Genomic DNA, 22,886 nt, shown 5'->3' on the forward strand with positions numbered 1-22,886 from the left:
GAGAGCCGTAAGGCTCGCTCTCCCGGGGCGCGCGGGGGCGCACGGCCGGCCCGCGGTGAAGTCGGGCGCGGCTCCCGCGCTCCTGACGCCGTAACCGAGTGCCGAGCGGGCCCGCTCAGACCGCCGCCGCCTCGGCCTGCCGCCGGGCCGCCCGGACGGCCGCCGCGTGCGGGTCGGTCCTCGAGTCGTACGCCAGCAGCTTCGGCAGGGCGGCGGCGAGTCCGAGCACGCCGGCCACGCAGGCCAGCCCGCCGGCCCAGACCGAGCCGCGTACGCCGATCACCGCGGCCATCCCGCCCACCCGGACCTGACCCAGCTGCGGGCCGACCGAGTAGCTGAGCAGCTCCACCCCGGCCAGCCGCCCGCGCAGCTCGTCCGGAACGGACTGGCTCCAGATCACCGAGCGGGCGATGCCGCTGATCTGGTCGGCGCCGCCGGCCAGCGCCAGACCCAGCAGGACCAGCCAGATCTCGCCCGCCAGCCCCGCCAGCACCATCGCCGTACCCCAGCCGAGCGCGGCGAGCACCAGCATCCGGCCGTGCCGGCGGACACGCGAGGTCCAGCCGCTGGTGGCGCCGACGGCCAGCGCCCCGGCCGCCGAGGCGCCGTACATCAGGCCGAGCGCCCACTGGGCGTCCAACTCGCCGGCCAGGAACGGGAACACCGCCACCGGGTAGGCGAAGAGCATCGCGCAGAGGTCTATCGCATAGGTGCCCAGCAGGTCGGGCCGGCTCCAGGCGTACTTCACGCCGGTGGCGATCGTCCGCAGCGAGGGCTTCTCGGCGCCGGTGGACGGCGGGACGGCCCGCATCCGGGCGAGCAGCAGCAGTGAGGCCCCGAAGGTGGCGACGTCCAGTGCGTACGCCGTCTGCACGCCCGCCGTCGCCACCACGACGCCGGCCAGCGCCGGGCCGGCCACCGAAGCGGCGTTGCGGGACAGCGAGTTGAGCGCGTACGCGGCGGGGAGCCGATCGTGCGCGACGATCCGCGGGGTGAGCGCGTCGAGGGCCGGCCGCTGCAGACCGCCGAGGGCCGCGACCAGCGCGGCCACCAGGTACACCGGCCACAGCATCGGCCGCGGCAGCAGCGCGTTGAGCAGCAGCAGCCCGGAGAGCAGGCCGAGCCCCGCCTCCGACAGCAGCACCAGCCTCCGCCGGTCCAGCGCGTCCGCGAGCGCACCGCCCCACAACCCGAAGACGATCAGCGGGACCAGCTCCACCGCGCCCACCAGGCCGACCGCGAAGGAGGAACCGGTCAGGTCCTTGAGCTGCAGCGGTACGGCGACATAGGTCAGGAAGCTGCCGAAGGCGGTGACGGAGCCCGAGGTCCACAGCAGCCGGAAGTCCCGTGAAGAACGCCAGGGGGACATGTCGGGGCGGATTCCGCGCAGCGCGGACCGCAGTCGGCCCGGCCGGCGGGACGGTTCGTCGGAAGTCATGGTCCCGTCATCCTGGGCTGCGCCGCAGGCCGGGAGCAACCGAATTAGGAGGTACCCGGATCCCCGCACCGATTCCGGCTGCGCCCGCCCCCGGCGCGGTAGTTGGATGGCCGGGTGACCGATGACTCCCGCATCCCCGAGCATCCGCTGGACCGCCTGCGCCCCGCGGTACGGCGCGGCCGCGAACTCACCGCGGCTACCTGTGCCGGGAGGACCTGATCGCCGTGCGCCGCGCCATCGGCCGGCCCAAGGACCTGCGTCGCGTCGCGGAGCTGGAGAACCTCTGACGCCGAGCTACCTCCGACGCCGAGCAGGAGGGCCGCTGGAGCGAGCCGTTCACCAGTGGGCGACGGGGGAGGCGGCCAGCCGGGCGAGGAAGGCGAAGCGGGGGCGGAGGCCGGCAGCGGTACTGACGAGGTGCTGGACGAGGTCGAAGGGCTCCTCGGCGGCGTCCGGGACGGCGAGGCGTTCATGGGCGAGGGAGGCGAGGTCGCGGTCGCCGGTGTCGAGGGCGAGGACGGTGGCGCCACCGCGCCGGGCGTCGTGGACGCGCTCCAGCAGTGGGGCCTCGGTGGCGGCCGGGGCGACCACCAGGACCGTGGCGCCGCGCCGGACCTCTGTCAACAGGTCGACGCGGTGGGCGAGATGAGCCGGTGAACCGTCCGGGACGCGGTGCCGCAGCAGGGTGGGAGCCAGTTCGCCGACACCGGAGCGGTCGGCCTCGATGTCCAGATGGGCGGCCAGGTGCCAGGGCTCGTACCGCTCGGTGCCGACCAGCAGCAGCCCGGTGGCGCCGCGCCGGCTGACGGAGTGGCGCAGCGCGCCGCCGAAGGCCCGGGCGGTCTCCGGCCATCCGGTGCCGGTCAGCGATCGGGCCAGTGCGGTAACTCTCACGGCGTCCATGGAGGGAGAGGATGGAGCACCGGGCCGGGCTTTGGCAGGATCTTCCGCATGAGTACCCACGATTCAGTGACGGAGCCGACCCGAGGGCTCCCCGAGGTTTCCCAGCTGGTGGTCGGTGTCCTGGGCGGCACCGGCGACCAGGGCCGCGGTCTGGCCTACCGGCTGGCCAAGGCCGGACAGCAGGTGGTGATCGGCTCCCGTACCGCGGAGCGGGCCGAGGCGGCGGCGGCCGGAATCGGCCTCGGCGTCCGGGGTGCGGAGAACGCGGCCGCGGCCCGGGAGAGCGACATCGTGATCGTCGCCGTGCCGTGGGACGGCCACGCCGCCACCCTCTCCGCCCTGCGCGGGGAGCTCGCGGGCAAGCTCGTGGTGGACTGCGTCAACCCGCTGGGCTTCGACAAGCAGGGCGCCTACGCGATCCGGCCCGAGGAGGGCAGTGCCGCCCAGCAGGCCGCCGCCCTGCTGCCCGAGTCCCGGGTCACCGCGGCCTTCCACCACCTCTCGGCGGTGCTGCTGCAGGATCCCGCGATCGAGCGGATCGACACCGATGTGATGGTGCTCGGCGACGACCGCCAGGCGACCGACACCGTCCAGGCGCTGGCCGAGCGGATCCCCGGCATGCGCGGCATCTTCGCGGGCCGGCTGCGCAACGCCCACCAAGTGGAGTCGCTGGTGGCCAACCTGATCTCGGTCAACCGCCGCTACAAGGCCCACGCGGGCCTGCGCATCACCGACGTGTGACCGCGCCCGGAGGGCCCCCTGCGACGGCGTCGGGGGTCCTTCGGTGAGAATGGGACGGTCGTACCGATCCGTAAGGAGTCCCGCGCCATGCCCCGCAACGCCCTCTTCGCCTCGATCGTCTTCGTGCTGGCGGTCGCCGCGGCCGTGGTCTCGTTCGTCCAGGGCAACTGGCTGGGCGTGGTGTGGGTGCTGATGGCGGGCGTCTCCAGCAACATCGCCTGGTTCTACCTGCGCCGTGCGCGCCAGCAGAAGGCCGGGGCGGCCACCGGGGCCTGAGCCCCGGGCCGCCCCGGGCCGGGGCCGCCGGGTCAGTGCTGCCAGAAGCTGAACAGGTACCGGCCCAGCGCGGCGTAGGCGCCGTCCACGCCGAACAGGTCCATGGCCCGGTAGACCAGGTCGAAGAACCACCGGTTGACCTCGGACTGCCAGAGCACCACGAACACCGCCATCAGCCCGTACGGGGCGAACGGCTCGACCGCCCGGCGGGTCTTCGGCGACAGCCACGGCTCGACGATCCCGTAGCCGTCCAGCCCCGGGACCGGCAGCAGGTTCAGCAGGGCCGCGCTGAGCTGGAGGAACGCCAGGAAGCCGAGGGCCGCGGCGAGCGGGGAGACGTTCAGGTCGTGGCCCTCGTAGCTCGCGTGCACGGCGGGGTCGTCCAGCCAGCCCGCACCGACCGGGATCAGCAGGAGCACCGCGCAGAGGACGTTCACCAGCGGGCCGGCGGCCGAGATCAGGCTGTGCTTGAGCCTGCCCCGGATGCGGTGCCGTTCGATGTAGACCGCCCCGCCGGGCAGGCCGATGCCGCCGAGGATGACGAAGATCATCGGCAGTACGAAGCTGAAGACCGCGTTGGTGTACTTGAACGGGTTGAGGGTGAGGTAGCCCTTCGCCCCGATGGTGATGTCACCGCCGTACATCGCGGTCCGCGCGTGCGCGTACTCGTGCAGGCAGAGCGAGACCACCCAGCCCGCCACCACGAAGAGGAACACCCCGACGCCCGCGTTGCCGTAGCCCGACCAGACGGCCCAGCCCGAGGTGCCGAGGATCGCGAGCAGGACCCAGAACACCGGGCTTATCCTGCGTTCCTCGCTGCGCGAGCGCTGGGTTTCGGCGAAGGTCATGGCGGTGGAGCTCCGAGGGGTAGGGGAGGGCGAGGGTCGATCATGCCGGGCCGGACGAGGCCGGGACAAGCCGTCCCGGGTGAACGGACGGGCCCACGTCAGGGTTCCACACCGGCGGCCCGGCCGGGGCGCGCCCCCGCCGAGCCGCGGGTCCCGGTCCGCCGGGGCTTGCGGGATGACGGGTAAACAGGAGTGCGACGCTGCGGGTGTCCACCAGAATGGTCCCCGTGCACTACGGCATCCTCGGAACGACCACCGCCCACCGGGAGGACGGCACCGCCGTCCCGCTGGGCGGCGCCCGGCTGCGCGCGCTGCTCACCGCGCTGGCGCTGCGGCAGGGCCGGCCCGTCCCCACGGACCTGCTGGTGGACGAGGTCTGGGGTGCCGAACCGCCGCAGGACTGTGCCGCCGCCCTGCAGACCCTGGTCGGGCGGCTGCGCCGCGCCATCGGCCGGGACGAGATCGGCTCCGGCCCGGCCGGGTACTGGCTGACCGGTCGGAACACCGACCTCGGGGAGTTCCAGCGGCTGGTCGCCGAAGGCCGGCAGGCCACGGCCGCCGCCGACCACGCCCGCGCCGCCGAGCGGCTGGGTCGTGCCCTCGGCCTCTGGCGCGGCCCCGCGCTGGCCGACCTGCCGGACCGCGGTGGACCGGCCGCCCGGCTGGAGACCCAGCGCGAGGAGGCCCGCAGGTGCCGGATCGGCGCCGAACTCGAACTCGGCCGGGCCGCCGAACTGACGGCCGAACTGGCCGAACTCTGCGCGGAGCGACCACTGGACGAGCAGCTGCAGCTCCTGCTGGTCCGGGCACTGAACGACAGCGGCCGGACAGCCGAGGCCCTCCAGCAGTACGAGCGGGCCCGACGTGCCCTCGCCGAACAGCTGGGCGCCGACCCGGGCCCGGCACTCCAGGCCGTCCACCGCGAACTGCTCCGTTCCACCGTCCCCGGACCGGCGGTGCCGCAGGTCCCGCCCGCCGCGTACGGCTTCGCGACGCACCCGCCCATACCGGCCGCCGGGGAGCAGCGGAGGCCCGCGGCCCCGCGCCCGGTCGGCAACCTGCGCCCCCGGCTGACCAGCTTCGTCGGACGGGAGGCCGAACTGGCCGCCCTGAAGAGCGCCTTGACGGCGAGCCGGTTGGTCACGCTCACCGGCCCCGGTGGCTCGGGCAAGACCAGCCTGGCCGTCGAGGCGGGCCGGGCCGCCGCCGAGGCTGTCGCCGCGATCGCGGCCGCCGGTGCGACGGGCGCCCCAGAAGGCTGGCCCGACGGCGTCTGGCTCGCCGAACTCGCCCCGCTGGAGGACCCGGGCGACGTGCCGGCCGCCGTACTCTCCGCGCTCGGCCTGCGGGAGACCGTGCTGCACACCGGCGGCGCGGTCGCAGAGGCGGCTCGTACCGACGACCCGGTGCGGCGGATCGTCGAGCACTGCGCGCAGCGCCGGATGCTGCTGGTGCTGGACAACTGCGAGCACCTGATCCAGGCGGCCGCCGAGCTGGCCGACCGGCTCCTCGCCGAGTGCCCCGGGCTGACCGTCCTGGCGACCAGTCGGGAGCCGCTCGGGGTGCCCGGCGAGAGCGTCCGGCCGGTCGAGCCGCTGCCCGACCCGGTGGCGCTCAGACTGCTGGCCGAGCGTGGTGCCGCCGCCCGGCCCGGCTTCGACCCCGCCGAGGACCCCGAGGCCTGCGCCGAGATCTGCCGCCGGCTGGACGGCCTGCCGTTGGCCATCGAGCTCGCCGCCGCCCGGCTTCGGGGACTGACGCCGCGCCGGCTCGCCGACCGCCTGGACGGCAGGTTCGCGCTGCTCACCGCCGGTTCCCGCACGCTGCTGCCGCGCCAGCAGACCCTGCGCGCGGTGGTCGACTGGAGCTGGGACCTGCTGAGCGAGCGCGAGTGCGCCGTACTGCGCCGGCTCTCGGTGTTCGCCGGCAGCTGGACCCTGGAGGACGCCGAACAGGTCTGCGCCGACGGCACCTTCGACACCGGACCGGGAGCGCCCGGAGGCGAGCGAGGAGTCACAGCGGTACCCCGGGAGGAGGTCGCCGACCTGCTGCTCTCGCTGGTGGACAAGTCGCTGATCGTGGCCCGCCTCGGTACCGAGACCAGGTACTGGATGCTGGAGACCATCCACGAGTACGCCGCCGAACGACTCACCGAGGCGATGTCGGCGGGCGGGGCCGACGAGGGAACGGCGCTGAGGCACATCCGCTGCTTCCGCGAGCTGGTCCGCTCCGCCGAGCGGCACCTGCGCGGTCCGGACCAGCTGCGCTGGCTGGCCGTGCTGGAGCGCGAGCAGGACAACATCCGCGCCGCGCTGCGCCGCGCGGTGGACGGCGGCGAGGAGCAGGAGGCGCTCGTCCTGGTCCTCGGGATGAGCTGGTTCTGGGCGCTGCGGGACTACCGCACCGAGGCGCGCGGCTGGTACGAGGCGGTCGGCGCGCTCGCCCCGAACCCGTACGCCGACGACGCGCCGAGGCCCGTCCCGCTGTCGGCCGATCCGCTGGACGCGCCGCCGCCGATGCCGCCGGAACTGCTCCAGGAGGCCCGGCGGCAGGTCCATCTGCACCGCCTGGTCACCATGTTCATCGGCAACATGGAGATGCTCGGGGATCCGGAGGCCACCGATCTCGCCCAGCGGGTGCTCGCGGCCTACACCCCGGACCTGCCGCAGTCCTTCCGCCTCCCCGTGCTGCACCGGGTCTTCGCGGCCTTCCCGGCCGGTGCGTTCGGCCAGCTGCGGCCGATGCTGGACGAGGCCGTCGAGGGCTGCCGCCGCCACGGCGGCGTGGGCGACCTCGCGTTCATCCTGCAGATCCGCTCCCACCTGCTGAACGACTGGTCCGGCGGTCTCGACCAGGCGATCCGCGACGGTGACGAGGCGCTGGAGCTGTTCACCCGGCTCGGCGACCGCTGGGGCATGTCCGAGGCGCTGTCCGCGAAGGGCGAGACGGCGTTGAAGCAGGGCGACAGCGCGCGCGCCACCGAGGCGTACCGGAAGGCCATCGAACTGGCCCGGGAACTGGAGGCGCCGCAGGAGATCCCGCTGCTTCGGATACGCCTGGGCGAAGCCCTGTTGGACACCGATGTGGCGGAGGGCGAGCGGCTGATCCGGGAGGTACTGGGGGAGACCGCGACCGGGCGCGCCGACCAGGGAGCGACGCTGTACGGGTGCCTGCTGCTCTGCAACCTGAGCGCCGCGCGCGGGGATTACGCCGAGGCGCTCGACCAGCTGGACCAGCTGGACCGGCTGGAAGGCGACCGGTCGGTGCTCGGCCCACTGGTGCCGAACGTGTTCCGGGGCATCGTGACCTCGATCCGGGCCTGGATCACCGCGCTGAGCGGTGATCCCGAGGCCGGTCTCGACCTGCTCAGGGAGGCACGGAGGCTGGTGAACTCGGTGGAGAACGGCGGCAGGGTCTTCGCCGAGCACATGACCGTGATGCTGGTCCTGCCGGCCGTCGGGGTGCTGACCGCGGTCGCCGAGCTGCGCGGGGATCCGGCCGTGGCCAGGCGGGCGGCTGTGCTGATGGGCGCGTACCAGACCCTGCACGGCGCGCTCGGCTCCTACCTGGAGCGGCAGGAGAGGGACCGGGGCGAGCGCAGGCTGCGCGCCCTGATCGGCGACCGGGCCTACCAGGAGGGGCTGGCCGAGGGGGGCGGGCTCACGCTTGCCGAGGCGGCCGCCATGATGAACGATCCCGACGGGTCCGGGGCCTGAGCGACCGTGCGCGGGTGCCGGAGCCCGACGCCTGGTCGGACTCCGGCACCCGCGCTCCGGTCAGGTCCGCTTGCGGAACCTGGCCACCGCCAGCGGGGCGGTGACGGCGGTGATCGCCACCGACCAGATCAGGACGATCGTCACCGGGTGGGCCACCGCGCCCTGACCGTTGATCAGCGCCCGGCATGCGTCCGCCAGCGCGGACAGCGGGTTGACGTGGGTGAAGGCCTGCAGCCAGCCCGGCATGCTGGTGGGCGGCGCGAAGATCGAACTGCCGAACTGCAGCGGCGCGATGACCAACATCGACACGCCCTGGACGGCCTGGGCGCTGCGCAGGGACATACCGAGCAGCATGGAGACCCAGACGATCGACATCCCGAAGAGCAGTGAAAGGCCCACCGCCGCCAGCAGGTTGAGGAAGCCGCCGGTGATCTCCAGCCCGAGGACCATCGAGAAGCCGATCAGGATGGTGAAGGAGAGCAGTCCCCGGCAGGTTTCGGCCGCGATCTTGGAGAGCAGCACCGAGGCCCGGCCGATCGGCAGCGTGCGGAAGCGGTCCATCACCCCGGTCTGGAAGTCGCTGTTCAGACCGGTGCCCACCGCCATCGCCAGGTTGAGCCCGGTGGTGCCGAGCAGTCCCGGGATCATGTACTGGACGTACTGGTGCTGGCCCCCGGAGACCGCGCCGCCGAAGACGTAGACGAACAGCACCGTGAAGATGATCGGGACCAGTACGGCGTCCAGGATCGACTCCGGGTCGGCCTTGATCCGCATCAGGTTGCGACGGGTCAGCGCGCCGATGTGCCGTAGATGAGCGCCGAGCCCGATCCGGGGGTCGGTGGTTTCGTACGAGATGGCCGCGGTCATGCCACGGGCTCCTTCACGAGAGTCGGGGCGGTGGCCGCAGCGGGCTTGGCGGTGATGGTGAGGAACACCTCGTCCAGGCTGGGCAGTTTGGTGTCGATGGCGGCGATGCCGAATCCCCGGGTTCCCAGCACGCCCACCACGGTGGTGAGTTGGCCGTCGTCGGCGAGCTGTACGGTGAGCACACCGGCGTCCGTGGAGACGGTGGCGCCGGTAATGCCGGCCTGGTGCAGGCAGTGGGCCATCTCGGGCAGTTCGGCGGCCTGCACCGGCGTCACATGCAGGGTTTGGCCGCCGACCTGGGACTTGAGCTCGTCGATCCCGCCGTTGGCGATCACCCGGCCCTTGTCGATCACGGTCAGCTCGTGCGCGAGCTGCTCCGCCTCCTCCATGTACTGGGTGGTGAGCAACACGGTTGAGCCGTCGGCGACCATCCGCTGCACCTCGTCCCAGACCTCGTTGCGGGTACGCGGGTCGAGGCCGGTGGTCGGCTCGTCGAGGTAGAGCACCCTGGGGCGGCCGATCATGCTGGCGGCCAGGTCGAGCCGGCGCCGCATGCCGCCCGAGTAGGTCTTGGCGGGGCGCCCCGCGGCCTCGGTGAGCGAGAAGCGCTCCAGTAGCTCGGTAGCGCGGGCCTTGGCCTCCCGACCGGAGAGGTCGAGCAGCCGCCCGATCAGGTAGAGGTTCTCGTAGCCGGAGAGCAGTTCGTCCACCGAGGCGTACTGGCCGGTCAGGCCGATGGTGCGGCGCAGCTGCCTGGGCTGGCGCAGCACGTCGTAGCCGCCGACGTGGGCGGTGCCGGCGTCGGGCTTGATCAGGGTGGAGAGGATGCGCACCAGGGTGGTCTTGCCGGCGCCGTTCGGGCCGAGCACACCGAGGACGGTGCCCTGCCTGACGCTGAGGTCGACGCCGTCGAGGGCCCTGGTCTCGCCGTAGTGCTTGACGATCCCGCGTACCTCGACGGCGTTGCCGCTGCGGGGCCCCCGCTCGTTCGGGGTGTTGTCGATGCGTGTCATGCCCTCAGGCTGCCCGGGCCGTCTGCCAGCCCGCTGTCATCCTGCTGTCGCCACCGTCATCGTGCTGTCGGGTGGCGGAGCGGGGCGGGGAACCGCGTGCCCGGTCGCTGCACCGGTTCCCCGCCCCGCTCAGCCGCTCACCCCCGCCCGGAGGGCCGATCCGCCGTGTCCGGGCGTCACTTGAAGGTGTGCTCCGGCGCCGGGAAGGTGCCCGCGCCGACCTCGGCGGCGAACTCGCGGGCGGCATCCCCGAGGACGGCCCGCAGGTTGGCGTACTGCTTGACGAACTTCGGCACCCGGCCCGCCGTCATCCCGGCGAAGTCGGTCCACACCAGCACCTGGGCGTCGCAGGCCGCACCCGCGCCGATGCCGACGGTCGGGATCGCCAGCTGCTCGGTGACCTGGCCGGCCAGCTCGGCCGGTACGGCCTCCAGCACCACCGCGAACGCCCCGGCCTGCTGCACGGCCTTGGCGTCCCGCAGCAGCTGGTGCGCGGCCTCGTCGCCGCGTCCCTGCACCGGGTACCCGCCGAAGGCGTGCACCGACTGCGGGGTCAGTCCGACGTGGGCCATCACCGGGATGCCGGCCTCCACCAGCAGCTCGATGGCCCGCGCGCTGCGCTCGCCGCCCTCCAGCTTGACCGCGCCGACCCCGGCCTCCTTGAGCAGCCGGGCGGCGTTGTGCAGGGCCTGGGCGGGCGACTCCTGGTAGGAGCCGAACGGCAGGTCGGCGACGACCAGGGCGCGCTTGGTACCGCGGACGACGGCTGCGGAGAGCATCACCATCTGGTCCATGGTCACCGGCACGGTGGTCTCGTAGCCGAGGTGGCAGTTGCCCGCCGAGTCGCCGACCAGCAGGACCGGGATCCCGGCCTCGTCGAAGACCCCGGCGGTGAGGGCGTCGTACGCGGTGAGCATCGCCCAGCGCTCACCGTGCTGCTTGGCCTTGGCCAGGTCACGGACGGTCACCCGGCGGTTGGTGACGCCGCCGTAGAGGACGGTCGGCGTGCCGTCCTGCGGCTGGGCAGGCGAAAGCGGAGAAGCGTTCATCGAACAGGCTCCTGAAAGGTTGTCGTCTCGTGGCGCCGTGCGGCGTCCCCGGATCTGCCCCCATGCTTGCACGCCGTGCGGCAGGCGCAAAAGGGCGGGGATCGGACAACCGGTGCGCTCCCGGGCGCCCCCTCCTTTGCGGAGACTTTACGATACGACACCGTCTCGTATCGAAAAGCGGGCTATCCTGGGCTCGAAAGGGGTTACGAGACGCTGCCGGCTCGTAAGTCCGCACATCCTCGTACGGACGGGAACGCTCTCCGATGTCCACAGTCGCACCTCAGCGGATCCCCGAGGCGATACACCGTCGCCGCTGGGCGATCCTGGGCACCCTGGTGCTCTCCCTGCTCGTCGTCGTCCTCGACAACTCGATCCTCAACGTGGCGATGAAGACCATCGCCTCGCCCGCCCCCACCGGCCTCGGCGCCAGCCAGAGCGACCTGGAGTGGGCGATCAACTCCTACACGCTGGTCTTCGCCGGGCTGCTGTTCACCGCGGGCCTGCTCGGCGACCGGATCGGCCGCAAGAAGACCCTGCTCGGCGGCATGGTGGTGTTCGGCCTCGGCTCGCTGCTGTCCGCACTGGCCTCCTCGCCCGGCCAGCTGATCACCTTCCGTGCGGTGATGGGCCTCGGCGGCGCCTTCGTGATGCCCGCGACGCTGGCCATCATCATGAACGTCTTCGAGCGGCACGAGCAGCCCAAGGCGATCGGCATCTGGGCCGGTGCGGTGGGCCTGGCGATCGCGATCGGGCCGATCACCGGCGGCCTGCTGATCGAGCACTTCTGGTGGGGATCGGTCTTCCTGGTCAACGTCCCGATCGTGGCCCTCGCGCTGGTGGCGATGTCACTGCTGGTCCCGGACTCCCGCGACCCGAGCCCCGGCAGACTGGACCCGACCGGCGTGCTGCTCTCCGTCATCGGCCTGGTCGCGCTGATCTACGGCATCATCAAGGGCGGCGAACTGGCCGACCTCACCAGGTTCGAGGCCTGGGGCCCGCTGCTCGGCGGCCTGCTGGCGCTGGTCCTGTTCGTCCTGCACGAGAAGCGCACCGACCACCCGGCGCTGGACGTCAGCTGGTTCCGCCGGATGCACTTCACCGGCTCGGTCGTGGTGATCGGCCTGGTCTTCTTCGCGCTGATGGGCGTCTCCTTCTTCGGCGTCTTCTACACCCAGAGCGTGCGCGGCTACAGCGCCCTGCAGGCCGGTGTGCTGATGCTGCCGATGGCCGCCGCCCAGATGCTCTTCGCCCCCCGGGCCCGCCTGGTGGTGGACCGCTTCGGCGTCCGCGCCACCTGCGCCGGCGGCATGCTGCTGATCGCGGTCGGCTTCCTCGGCTACCTGCTGCTCGGCCTGACCACCTCGATCTGGGTGCTGGTCGTACTCGGCTTCGTGATGGGCGCCGGCATGGCGCACGTGATGCCGCCGGTCACCACGGCCATCATGGGCTCGCTGCCGCGTGAGAAGGCCGGTGCCGGGTCGGCGGTCAACAACACCTTCCGCCAGGTCGGCGGTTCCCTCGGCGTCGCCGTCCTCGGCGCGGTGCTCTCCACCTCCTACCGGGACGGCGTGGCCGCCCAGCTCGCCCACCTCCCCGCCCCGCTGCGGGACAAGGCGGGGGAGTCCCTGGAGGCGACCCTCGCCATCGCCGACGGCACCCACCACACCGAGCTGATCGGCCCGGCCAAGGACGCGTTCATCCACGCGATGCACATCGTCTCCGGGCTCTCCGCCGGGATCACGGTGATCGGCGTCCTGCTCGCCTGGTTCATGCTCCCCGGCAAGGCCCAGGCCGGACCCGGTGATGTGCCGCAGCCCCAGAGCCAGCCGCAGCAGACCGCCAAGGTCTGACCGGGCCGGGCGACGGGGAGGGACGGCCGGCCGGCCGGAACGGGGGCCGCGGTACCGGTCCTGGCAGGGGAACGATGGGCACCGCGGCCGCTGACCGCGGTGGAGAGACGGAAGGCTTCGAGCGGCTGTGGAGAATAAGGCCATGCAGATCGACACCACGGCCCCGGCGTCCCCGGCCGAGTCCCACTGCCCCGCTGCCGAGCCGTGCGCCCGGCGGCGGGGCCGCCCGCGCAGCGAGGCGGCGGAGCAGGCGATCGTCGCCGCGATCGAGCGGCTGATGGAGGAGGGGGCGGGCCTGGCCGACCTCTCGATCGAGGGGATCGCCGCGGCTGCGGGTGTCGGCAAGGCCACCATCTACCGGCGCTGGCCCAACAAGGAGGCGCTGCTGGTCGATGTGGTCGCCCGACTGGAGGCCCCCGAGCCGCAGCTCATCGGCGGCACGGTGCGCGAGGAGCTCCTGGCGATGATGGAGTTCATGCGCCGCCGGGGTCTGGCCAAGCGCTCGCGCTGGGTGCTGAAGACCGCCCTCGGCCAGCTGAACAACTGGCCCGAACTGCGCTCGATGTACCAGGAGCAGGTGATCGAGCCCCGCCGCGAACTGGTCCGCCAGGTGGTCCGGCGCGGCGTCGCCGAAGGGGTGATCCGCTCCGACCTGGACACCGACCTGCTCTCCGAGGTGGTGATGGGGCCGATCCTGCTGCGCACCGTCTTCTGGGAGGACGCGCCGCTGGACGACCCCGCCCTGGCCGAGCAACTGGTCGACGCCGTCCTCAACGGCATCGCCGCTCCCGCACCGACCGCCGCCCCGGCCGCGGCGGCCCCCTCCGGTGGCGAATCTCACTGAGAGCTGCGCGCCGCAACCCCCCGCGACGATAGCGGCGTCTGTCCAGGCATAGGCTGATCCGAGAATCCCACTAAAGCGGCATCAGCTCGGTCAGGCGGGGACGGTACGGAGGATCAGGGCATGGCGCAGCTGGACGGGGTATTGGCAGCCGAGGACGGCGGGGACGCCCCCACCCCTGCGGGTGCCACCGCCCAGGGAAGCGCCGGCGCCGGGTTCCGCTCGCGGTTCCGCGGCTGGTGCCGCGGCTGGCGTCCGGCCGGGCGGCGCGGCTGGATCACCGCCGTGCTCGCCGTACTCCTCGCCGGGCTGCTCGCGCTGCACTCCTCGGTGCCCAACTCCGTCGGCAACCTCGGCAGCCTGCTGGAGACCTTCCTGCCCTGGGCGGGGCTGACCCTGCCGCTGCTGTTGACCGTGGCCGTGTGGCGGCGCTCGGTGGCCGCGCTGGTGGCGGTGCTGCTGCCCGTGATCGTCTGGTTCAACCTGTTCGGTGGACTGCTCTTCGACAAGAGCAGCGGCAAGGGCGACTTCACCGTCCTCACCCACAACGTGGCGGCGGGCAACCGGGATCCGGCCGGCACCGTCCGGCTGCTCAACGGCTCCGGTGCGCAGATCGTCGCCCTGGAGGAACTGGCCGCGCAGGCCGTTCCGACGTACCAGGCGGGGCTGGCGGCCACCTACCCCTACCACGCGGTGGAGGGCACCGTCGGCCTCTGGTCGAAGTACCCGCTGAGCGGCGTCTCCCAGGTGGACATCAGGATCGGCTGGGTCAGGGCCTTCCGCGCCACCGTGGCCACACCGCGGGGCCCGCTCGGGGTGTACGTCGCGCATCTGCCCTCGGTGCGGGTCAAGTTCGACCGGGGTTTCACCGCGGAGCAGCGCGACGTCAGCGCGCAGGCGCTGGGCGACGCCATCGAGCGCGACGGCCTGAAGAAGGTGCTGCTGCTCGGCGATCTGAACGGCACCATGAACGACCGCAGCCTGGCCCCGATCACCTCGCAGATGCGCTCCGCCCAGGGGGCCGCCGGGGACGGCTTCGGCTTCAGCTGGCCGTCGACCTTCCCGATGGCCCGGATCGATCAGATCATGAGCAAGGGCGGCCTCAGGCCCACCGCCTCGTGGACCCTGCCCGCCGACGGCAGCGATCACCGCGCCATCGCCGCGTCCTACCGGTACTGAGCCGCGTCCTGCGGGTACCGATCCGCGTCCTGCGGGTACCGATCCGCTTCCTGCCGGTACGGCCGCACCCTGCCGGTATCGAGGCCAGAGTCCCGCAGTGCTGTCGACAACTGCACTGCGGGGACGGCTGATTGGCGATCCGTCAGCCGCGGCGCCAGCGGTTGGTGATGGGCAGCCGGCGGTCCCGGCCGAAGCCCTTTGCGGAGATCTTGGGGCCCGGCGGGTACTGGCGGCGCTTGTACTCGGCGGTGTCGACCAGCCGCACCACCCGGTCCACCACCTCGGGGTCGAAACCTGCGGCGACGATGGTGTCGCGACCCTGGTCGCCCTCGACGTACAGGTCGAGGACGGTGTCCAGCAGGTCGTAGTCCGGCAGCGAGTCGGTGTCGACCTGGTCGGGGCGCAGCTCGGCGGACGGCGGCTTGGAGATGGTGTTCTCCGGGATCGGCGGGGTCTCACCGCGCCGGACGGCCTCCTCGTTGCGCCAGACGGCGAGCCGGAAGATCAGCGACTTGTAGACGTCCTTGATCGGCCCGTACGCGCCGACCGAGTCGCCGTAGAGGGTGGAGTAGCCGACGGCGAGCTCGCTCTTGTTACCGGGGGCCAGCACGATGTGGCCCTCCTGGTTGGAGAGCGCCATCAGCAGGGTGCCGCGCAGCCGGGACTGCAGGTTCTCCTCGGCCAAGCCGGTCAAGCCGAGCGACTCCATGTAGGCGTCGAACATCGGGGCGATGGAGACGGTGCGGAAGTTGAGGCCGGTGCGCCTGGCCAGCTCGGCGGCGTCGTCGCGGGAGTGCTGCGAGGAGTAGCGGCTGGGCATGGAGACGCAGTGCACGTTCTCGGCGCCGATGGCGTCCACCGCGATGGCGGCGACCAGTGCGGAGTCGATACCGCCGGAGAGTCCGATCAGCACGGACTTGAATCCGTTCTTGCGGACGTACGCCCGGGTGCCGGTGACCAGCGCCTGGTAGATCTCCGCCTCGTCGCTCACCTGAGGGGCGATGCCCGGGCTGACGGGCTCGGCGGGGGCGGGCAGCGCCTCGCCGCCGAGGTCGGTGCGGACCAGCTGGAGGCCGTCGCTGAGCAGCAGCCCGTCGGTCGGGTCGGCGGCGGCGGGTAGGTCCAGGTCGAGGATCAGCAGGCTCTCCTCGAACTTCGGGCCCCGGACCAGCACTTCGCCATCGGCGTCGACCACCAGCGAGTCACCGTCGAAGATCAGCTCATCCTGGGCGCCGACCATGTTGAGGTAGACCAGCGGGCAGCCCGCCTCGGCGGCCCGGCGGGTGACCAGCTCCAGGCGGATGTCGTCCTTGTTGTGCTCGTACGGCGAGCCGTTGATCGACAGCAGCAGCCCGGCGCCGGCCTCGCGGGCGGCGGTGACCCGGCCGCCGTCCTGCCAGATGTCCTCGCAGATGGCCAGCGCGACATCCACGCCGTGCAGGCGCAGCACGGAGAGCTGGTTGCCGGGGACGAAGTAGCGGTACTCGTCGAAGACGCCGTAGTTGGGCAGGTAGTGCTTGGCGAAACGGTTCACCACCTTGCCGCGGTGCAGCACGGCCGCGCAGTTCTGCGGCGACCCGGCCGGGCGGCCCGACCGCGGCACGTCCCGCTCGGAACGGCCGAGGTAGCCGAGCACCACCGGCAACTCGCCCAGGCCCTCGGTGGCCAGCCGCTCGGCCAGCTCGACGAGCGCGGTCCTGGACGCCTCGACGAAGGAGCGGCGCAGCGCGAGGTCCTCGACGGGGTATCCGGTCAGCATCAGTTCGGGGAAGGCGACCAGTTGGGCGCCCGCCTCGGCGGCCTGCTTGGTCCAGCGCACCACCTCATCGGCGTTGCGTGAGATGTCACCGACCCAGGGGTCGATCTGGCTCAGGGCGAGACGGAGATTGGGCATGAAAAGAGTGTAATCGTCTAACTGACGTTATGTCGCGGGCGGGTGCGTCCACCCATCGCGCGCCCGCCCCACCCCTGGCCTGCGCGGCTGCCGGGGTGGGGCCAGGGGTCGGCAAGTCGGTGCGGATCCGCCATGATGGGGGCAGCCGCTCCGTGAGCCGCTCCCGCCGGTCGCTTTCGCGTGCTTCCGTGCGTAACACGAACGTAAAGAGCAGAGGTGAGACTGTCCCCATGGGCAAGCAGCAGGAGTTCGTGCTTCGCACGCTCGAAGAGCGTGACATCCGTTTTGTCCGGCTGTGGTTCACCGACGTGCTCGGGTTCCTGAAGTCGGTCGCAGTGGCGCCCGCCGAACTGGAGCAGGCCTTCGAGGAGGGCATCGGCTTCGACGGCTCGGCCATCGAGGGATTCGCCCGGGTGTACGAGTCCGACATGATCGCGAAGCCGGATCCGACCACCTTCCAGATACTGCCGTGGCGCTCGGAGACCCCGGGCACCGCGCGGATGTTCTGCGACATCCTGATGCCGGACGGCTCGCCCTCCTTCGCCGACCCGCGCTTCGTACTCAAGCGCACCCTGGAGAAGGCCTCCGACCAGGGCTTCACCTTCTACACCCACCCGGAGATCGAGTTCTTCCTGCTGAAGAACCTGCCCGGCGACGGCACCCCGCCGATCCCCGCCGACCAGTCCGGCTACTTCGACCACACCCCGCGCGGCGTCGGCCACGACTTCCGCCGCCAGGCGATCACCATGCTGGAGTCGATGGGCATCTCGGTGGAGTTCTCCCATCACGAGGGCGCCCCCGGCCAGCAGGAGATCGACCTGCGCTACGCCGACGCGCTTTCCACCGCCGACAACATCATGACCTTCCGCCTGGTCATGAAGGAGGTCGCGCTGGAGCAGGGCGTGCACGCCAGCTTCATGCCCAAGCCGTTCTCCGACCACCCCGGCTCCGGCATGCACACCCACGTCTCCCTCTTCGAGGGCGACCGCAACGCCTTCCACGAGTCCGGCGCCGAGTACCAGCTCTCCAAGGTGGGCCGCTCCTTCATCGCCGGCCTGCTGAAGCACGCCGCCGAGACCGCCGCCGTCACCAACCAGTGGGTCAACTCCTACAAGCGGATCTGGGGCGGCTCGCAGCGCACCGCGGGCGCCGGCGGCGAGGCCCCCTCGTACATCTGCTGGGGCCACAACAACCGTTCGGCCCTGATCCGCGTGCCGATGTACAAGCCGGGCAAGCAGGGCTCCACCCGGGTCGAGGTCCGCTCGCTCGACACCGGCTGCAACCCCTACCTCGCCTACGCCGTCACCCTCGCCGCCGGCCTCAAGGGCATCGAGGAGGGCTACGAGCTCCCGCCCGGCGCCGACGACGACGTCTGGGCCCTCTCCGATGCCGAGCGCCGCGCCATGGGCATCCAGCCCATGCCGCAGAACCTCGGCGAGGCCATCGACCTCATGCAGCGCAGCGAACTGGTCGCCGAGACCCTCGGTGAGCACGTCTTCGACTTCTTCCTGCGCAACAAACGGCAGGAGTGGGAGGAGTACCGCTCCGAGGTCACCCCGTTCGAGCTGCGGAAGAACCTGCAGGTGCTGTAGCCGCAGGTCGGCAGGGCGCCCCGCAGGCAGGTTGCGGCCCTGGGTCGGTGGTGGTGATCCGCCGGCCTGGGGCCGTCGTCGTGTGTCCGGGCGTGCGCGGACTGTTACGAGGACACGGGGGCCCGGCGACACGCCTCGGTCGCGACCGGGTCCGAGGCAGCGGCCTGCGTCATCGCGTTGACACACATGTCGTGGCTGCCCACCAGGCCGTAGTAGCACGCCGTCCGGATGGAGTCGGTGAGTTCGACGCCCTGGTCCTGGAGGTACGCCGTACAGTCCCCCAGATCCGCGTGGGCGGCCGGTGCGGCGATGACGGTGCCGCCCAGGGTGAGGGTCAGGGCGGCGAGAGTACTGACGATTCGCGGCGATGGATGCACGGGGACTCACCTGCTCTCTCGATCGGGTCACCCGGTCCAGGGTCGTGTCGGACCGCGGGCCGAGAGGACGACGGCGAGCAAGCACACCGGTGGTCGGACGAGTTGCCGCCGGTCGTTCCGATCGGCTCGGCGCCGAACACGCCTTCTGTGAAAATCTAGGACCCCTCACGGCCGTCCGCCTGCGCAGTGCGCCGAACGGGTGAACCGGACGGACGGGCCGCGCAGGGACCTCCCGGGCGCGGCCGCCGTGCCGGGAGCGCGTTCGGGCCCGCTCCGCCGTCCCGGCGCTCCCCAGGGCTGCCAGGAACTGCGGGGTGCGGGTCGGCGGCAGGTAGTCCAGCAGCCGGCCGCGCCGCCGGATCGATGTCCGCGGTGCCCGCGGGCCGCAGCGTCGGGCCGAAGGGCCGAGCAGGCCGAGTGAGCGGAACATGCGTGAGAGCCGATGGGGAGCAGTCGTCCTGAACGGGGCTGGTGCGCGCGGAAGTGAATGATGTTGCGTCAGATCGGGTGTGCACTTGAGGCGGTGAGGGGCGCCGGGGTCGGGGTGTCGGCACGGGTCCAGGTGGGGGCGGAGCTGGAGGGGGCGAGGAGGAAGGTGGCCCGATGCGTCAGCGCCCAACCAGTGGGCTGAGGTTGGGTTGGATCGCCGCAGGTCGGCCTAGGTGAAGGGGAGGTGGCCGGCTGGTGTCTCGGGATCCAACTGACAGATGACCAGAAGGTGATGGATGATCAATAAGTGACTGGGTTTTCCCAGGAGTTATGGACATGACTAGTATCCACCCGTCAATGTTCTTACCAGATCTGACCAGTCGTGAACGGCTGGTGCCGTCTCCAAGGAGCATGCCCTGCGCACGCGCGCGAACCGGCGGATCCGCTCGACCAGGATGTCCCTCAGGACGGCCCTGCTCGTGCTGGCAGTCGTACCCGGCTTGGCCCTGGCCGCCCTCTGGGCGGTGACCAGCGGTCAGACCCTGCTGGACTTCCAACGGCAGGCTGCCCAGGGGCTGCTGGCCCAGAAGGCGGGCCAGCCGTCCAACATCGTCTACTACAACCTGCAGGAGGAACGGCGGCTCAGCGCCGAGGCCCTCGGTGCCCACGCGGGCGCCACCGACGCGCTGGTCAAGCAGCGCAAGCAGACCGACGACGCGATCCGCACCTTCCAGGAGCTGTCCTCGGTCGCCACCGACGGCGCGCCCACCGAGGTGCGCGCCGCGCTCGCCGAGGCCCGGCGGGCGATGACCCAACTGTCCGCCGAGCGCCTGCTGGTGGACCAGGGCGGCGAGGCGCAGCAGGCAGCGGTGTACCGCTACTACACCCAGCTGATCGCAGTCGACCTCAAGCTCTTCACCACGCTCAGCCATGTGGACAACGGCAAGGTCGCCACGGTCTCCCAGCCGCTGGTCGACCTGTTCTGGTCCAAGGAGATGATCTCCCGCTCGGATGCGCTGCTGGCCCAGGCCTGGCCCACCGGGAAGCTGGGGGCGCAGGACTACCAGGGCCTGGTGCAGTCCATCTCCGACCAGTCCTTCCAGTTCGTCATCAAGGTCGCGCCCTACCTGCCGACCAACGAGCAGGCGATGGCGAAGCAGATCATCGAGAGCCCGGCCTGGCAGGCCAAGACCGAGGTGGAGAAGGACCTGCTGCGTCCCGCCGCGGCGGACAGCAACGGGTCCGTCCCGATCGGCGCCAGCCAGCAGCAGATCGCCGCGGACCAGAAGAAGTGGCGCCAGGCGATGGACGACCTGAACCCCAAGCTGGTCGACCTGGTGGAGCGCAGTACCGACACGGTGGTGTCCACCGGCAAGAGCGAGATCATGTCCCTGCTGATCAGGGTCGTGCTCACCGCCGTGGTCGGCCTGGTCGCGGTCATCGCGGTGATCCTGACCACCTGGCGCCTCACCCGTACGCTTCGCCACCGGATCGGTGAACTCCAGGAGCAGGCCGAGGAACTGGGAAGCAAGCTGCCGGAGGTGGTCGAACGCCTCGGCCAGGGCGAGCAGATCGACGTCGAGACCGAGGCCCGCGGTATCGCGCGGGACGACCGCAGCGGCGTCAATGACGAACTCGCCCAGCTCGGCGCGGCGTTGAACCTGGCCCGGTCCAGCGCCCTCACCGCGGCCGTGCGGCAGGCCGAGCAGCACCGCGGGTTCGAGCGGCTGCTCCAGCGCATCGCCCGCCGAACCCAGCTGCTGATCGGCCAACAGCTCAAGAGGCTGGACGAGTTGGAGCGCAAGCACGAGGACCCGGAGGTGCTGGACGGCCTCTTCGACCTCGACCACCTCACCGCCCGTCTGCGCCGCTACGAGGAGAACCTGGTCATCCTGGCCGGCGGTACCCCGCACCGGCGCTGGCGCAAGCCCGTCCCGCTGCTGGACGTGATGCGCTCGGCCCAGGGCGAGGTGCAGGACTACCGCCGGGTGATCCTGGACGTCGACGGCAGTCCCTGGCTCTCCGAGCGTGCCGTCGGCCCGGTGGCGCACATCCTGGCCGAGCTGATCGAGAACGCGCTCAGCTTCTCCCGGCCGCCGAGCCCGGTCGAGGTCCGGGCCGCCCGGGTCAGCCGGGGCACGGTGATCGAGGTTGAGGACCGCGGCCTGGGCATGGACGAGGCGCAGCTCGCCGAGGCCAACCAGCTGATGGGCCGTCCGCCCCGGACCGACGTGCTCGCCCGCGCCGACGACATCCGGCTCGGCTTCTTCGTGATCGCCCGGCTCGCGGCCCAGCACGGGCTGCGGGTGGAGTTCCGGCCCTCGGCCTTCGGCGGAACCAGGGCGGTCGTGCTGATCCCCGATGAGCTGATCGCCCCCGACGGCCCGGCTCGTCCGGTCGCGGTGCCGCAGCCGGCCACCGAGGGGTTGCCGACCCGCAAGCGCGGCCGGGCCCTGGCCGGGGTCACGCCGCTGATCGAGCCGGTCGGTCCGGCGGTGGAGCCCTCCGGTCCGCTGATCGAGCCGGTCGCTGTGGCGACGGAGCCCTCCGGTCCGCTGGCCGAACCGCTCGCTCCGATGGTGGAGCCGCTTCGGGTCGTGGCGGACGCTTTCGGCCCGGCGCAGGAGCCGGGTCCGGTGGACGAGACGTACGAGTCGCACGGCGGTCATGGCATGCACGAGGCGTTCGGCGGGCGCGAGGAGCACGAGGTGTTCGGCGGGCACGGGGCGTTCGGCGGGCGCGAGGAGCACGAGGTGTTCGGCGGGCACGGGGCGTTCGGCGGGCGCGAGGAGCACGGGCAGCACGAGGTGTACGGGGCCCAGTCGGCGTACGAGCCGCACCAGGAGTACGGCTCGTACGAACTGCGCGGGCCGGACGGGCACCCGACCGAGGTGTACCCCGACCCCGAGTCCTCCTGGCACGCGGCACCGCAGGCCGCTCTGCAGGACATGCCGCAGGCGTGGCAGCCGCCGGCCGAAGTGCGGGAGCGGCCGGCCGGGCGCGAGTCGGACATCGCCGTGGACACCGCGGACGAGCAGCCCGGGCCGAGGGACACCATGGTCCCGTCGGGTCCGAGCACCCCCTCCGCGGAGCCGCCGCTGCCGCGCCGGATCCGGCAGGCCAGCCTGGTGGACGAGCTCAGGGTCAACCCGGCGCCGCAGGCCGCCGCGCCGAAGCCGCCGCGCTGGGACGAGAACCCGTTGCTCCGGCCGGCCCCTCGACGGGCCGGAGCAGCCATCGGTGCGTTCCAGCGGCGGTCCCGGGCCGCCCGCGAGGGCGCGGTACAGCCGGGGCAGTCCGTACCGCCCGGACAGCAGCAGCCGGTCCTCCCCGAGTGGGAGTACCGGACCGGGGCCGGTGAGCCGCAATCCACCGACCCGTGGAACACCACTCCCATCCCTACGACGGAAGACCGGTCATGACTCGCACTACCGCCACCCACCAGGATCTCGACTGGCTGCTCGACGGCCTGGTGGACTCGGTGGCCGGGACCAGAAATGCCGTGCTGCTCTCCGACGACGGCCTGGTGGTGAGCCACTCCCGCACCATCGATCGCTCCGACGCCGAGCGGCTGGCCGCGGTCGCGACCGGGCAGCAGAGCCTGGCGCGGGGTGTCGGCCAGCTCTTCGACGGCGGCTCGGTGCACCAGGTGATCGTGGAGCTCGCCGACCTCTGGCTGTTCATCATCGCCGCGGGGCAGGGCACCCACCTGGCCGTGGTCGCCTCGCAGGAGGTGGACGCCGAGGTGATGTCGCTGGCCATGCACAACCTGGTGCAGCAGGTCGGCCAGAAGCTCGGTACCCCGGTCCGGAGCGAGTTCGACGCCTTCGGCGCCCGAGGCGGGCAGCGCGGGTGACCCCGTACTGGGAGGAG

17 protein-coding genes are annotated in these 22,886 nt (G+C 72.0%); 9 read left to right on the forward strand and 8 right to left on the reverse strand.

From position 1 onward, the window contains the following. Positions 1-115: 115 nt before the first annotated feature. Entirely contained in the window at positions 116-1,438 is a 1,323-nt protein-coding gene (locus tag ACWDAK_RS19040) for an MFS transporter (RefSeq protein ID WP_344634210.1), read from the reverse strand. Positions 1,439-1,774: 336 nt separating this feature from the next. Beyond that, positions 1,775-2,341: a hypothetical protein gene (locus tag ACWDAK_RS19045; protein ID WP_427393661.1), complete on the reverse strand. Its 567-nt coding sequence runs from the start codon at positions 2,339-2,341 to the stop codon at positions 1,775-1,777. Positions 2,342-2,389: 48 nt separating this feature from the next. Between ACWDAK_RS19045 and npdG the strand changes: the two genes are divergently transcribed. Both npdG and ACWDAK_RS19055 read left to right on the forward strand, forming a co-directional pair. After that, positions 2,390-3,082, forward strand: coding sequence for an NADPH-dependent F420 reductase (npdG, locus tag ACWDAK_RS19050; protein WP_344634208.1), 693 nt, complete (start codon positions 2,390-2,392; stop codon positions 3,080-3,082). 87 nt (positions 3,083-3,169) lie between these two features. After that, on the forward strand, positions 3,170-3,358 hold the full coding sequence (locus ACWDAK_RS19055; RefSeq protein WP_344634207.1) for a hypothetical protein: 189 nt from the start codon (positions 3,170-3,172) through the stop codon (positions 3,356-3,358). A 32-nt stretch (positions 3,359-3,390) separates the two neighbouring features. On the opposite strand, the gene ACWDAK_RS19060 is transcribed toward ACWDAK_RS19055, so the two are convergent. After that, on the reverse strand, positions 3,391-4,206 hold the full coding sequence (locus ACWDAK_RS19060; RefSeq protein ID WP_344634206.1) for a site-2 protease family protein: 816 nt from the start codon (positions 4,204-4,206) through the stop codon (positions 3,391-3,393). A gap of 206 nt (positions 4,207-4,412) precedes the next feature. On the opposite strand from ACWDAK_RS19060, the gene ACWDAK_RS19065 reads away from it, so the two are divergent. Then, positions 4,413-7,922, forward strand: a complete 3,510-nt coding sequence (locus ACWDAK_RS19065) for an AfsR/SARP family transcriptional regulator (protein ID WP_427393662.1) — start codon at positions 4,413-4,415, stop codon at positions 7,920-7,922. 60 nt (positions 7,923-7,982) lie between these two features. On the opposite strand, the gene ACWDAK_RS19070 is transcribed toward ACWDAK_RS19065, so the two are convergent. From ACWDAK_RS19070 to panB, 3 genes are all read right to left on the reverse strand, one after another. Beyond that, positions 7,983-8,789 (reverse strand): ABC transporter permease, encoded by an 807-nt coding sequence (locus tag ACWDAK_RS19070; RefSeq protein ID WP_344634204.1) that lies wholly within the window; start codon positions 8,787-8,789, stop codon positions 7,983-7,985. Beyond that, positions 8,786-9,802 (reverse strand): ATP-binding cassette domain-containing protein, encoded by a 1,017-nt coding sequence (locus ACWDAK_RS19075; protein ID WP_344634203.1) that lies wholly within the window; start codon positions 9,800-9,802, stop codon positions 8,786-8,788. The genes ACWDAK_RS19070 and ACWDAK_RS19075 overlap by 4 nt, the downstream gene beginning before the upstream one ends. 176 nt (positions 9,803-9,978) lie before the next feature. Beyond that, a complete protein-coding gene (gene panB / locus ACWDAK_RS19080; RefSeq protein ID WP_344634202.1) occupies positions 9,979-10,851 on the reverse strand; it encodes a 3-methyl-2-oxobutanoate hydroxymethyltransferase in 873 nt (290 codons plus the stop codon). Between the two features lie 263 nt (positions 10,852-11,114). On the opposite strand from panB, the gene ACWDAK_RS19085 reads away from it, so the two are divergent. The 3 genes from ACWDAK_RS19085 to ACWDAK_RS19095 all read left to right on the forward strand — a co-directional run bounded on the left by ACWDAK_RS19085 (position 11,115) and on the right by ACWDAK_RS19095 (position 14,721). Beyond that, positions 11,115-12,701, forward strand: a complete 1,587-nt coding sequence (locus ACWDAK_RS19085; protein WP_344634201.1) for an MFS transporter — start codon at positions 11,115-11,117, stop codon at positions 12,699-12,701. Positions 12,702-12,843: 142 nt separating this feature from the next. After that, positions 12,844-13,545, forward strand: coding sequence for a TetR/AcrR family transcriptional regulator (locus tag ACWDAK_RS19090; RefSeq protein ID WP_344634200.1), 702 nt, complete (start codon positions 12,844-12,846; stop codon positions 13,543-13,545). A gap of 120 nt (positions 13,546-13,665) precedes the next feature. Next, the gene (locus ACWDAK_RS19095) at positions 13,666-14,721 is read left to right on the forward strand and encodes an endonuclease/exonuclease/phosphatase family protein (protein WP_344634199.1); all 1,056 of its coding nucleotides are present in this window, start codon (positions 13,666-13,668) and stop codon (positions 14,719-14,721) included. Positions 14,722-14,863: 142 nt separating this feature from the next. On the opposite strand, the gene ACWDAK_RS19100 is transcribed toward ACWDAK_RS19095, so the two are convergent. After that, positions 14,864-16,615 carry an NAD+ synthase gene (locus tag ACWDAK_RS19100; RefSeq protein ID WP_344634198.1) on the reverse strand — a complete coding sequence of 584 codons (1,752 nt, stop codon included), beginning with the start codon at positions 16,613-16,615 and terminating at the stop codon, positions 14,864-14,866. Positions 16,616-16,845: 230 nt separating this feature from the next. Here ACWDAK_RS19100 and glnA point away from each other — a divergent pair, with 230 nt between their 5' ends. Then, positions 16,846-18,207: a type I glutamate--ammonia ligase gene (gene glnA / locus ACWDAK_RS19105; RefSeq protein ID WP_344634197.1), complete on the forward strand. Its 1,362-nt coding sequence runs from the start codon at positions 16,846-16,848 to the stop codon at positions 18,205-18,207. 104 nt (positions 18,208-18,311) lie between these two features. Here the strand turns inward: glnA and ACWDAK_RS19110 are convergent, their stop codons facing one another. Beyond that, on the reverse strand, positions 18,312-18,584 hold the full coding sequence (locus ACWDAK_RS19110; protein WP_427393663.1) for a hypothetical protein: 273 nt from the start codon (positions 18,582-18,584) through the stop codon (positions 18,312-18,314). Between the two features lie 884 nt (positions 18,585-19,468). On the opposite strand from ACWDAK_RS19110, the gene ACWDAK_RS19115 reads away from it, so the two are divergent. Both ACWDAK_RS19115 and ACWDAK_RS19120 read left to right on the forward strand, forming a co-directional pair. Then, positions 19,469-22,435 (forward strand): sensor histidine kinase, encoded by a 2,967-nt coding sequence (locus tag ACWDAK_RS19115; RefSeq protein ID WP_427393664.1) that lies wholly within the window; start codon positions 19,469-19,471, stop codon positions 22,433-22,435. Beyond that, positions 22,432-22,869, forward strand: a complete 438-nt coding sequence (locus ACWDAK_RS19120; protein WP_344634194.1) for a roadblock/LC7 domain-containing protein — start codon at positions 22,432-22,434, stop codon at positions 22,867-22,869. The genes ACWDAK_RS19115 and ACWDAK_RS19120 overlap by 4 nt, the downstream gene beginning before the upstream one ends. The last annotated feature ends 17 nt before the right edge of the window (positions 22,870-22,886 follow it).

It is taken from the genome of Kitasatospora sp. NPDC001175, from assembly GCF_053598215.1.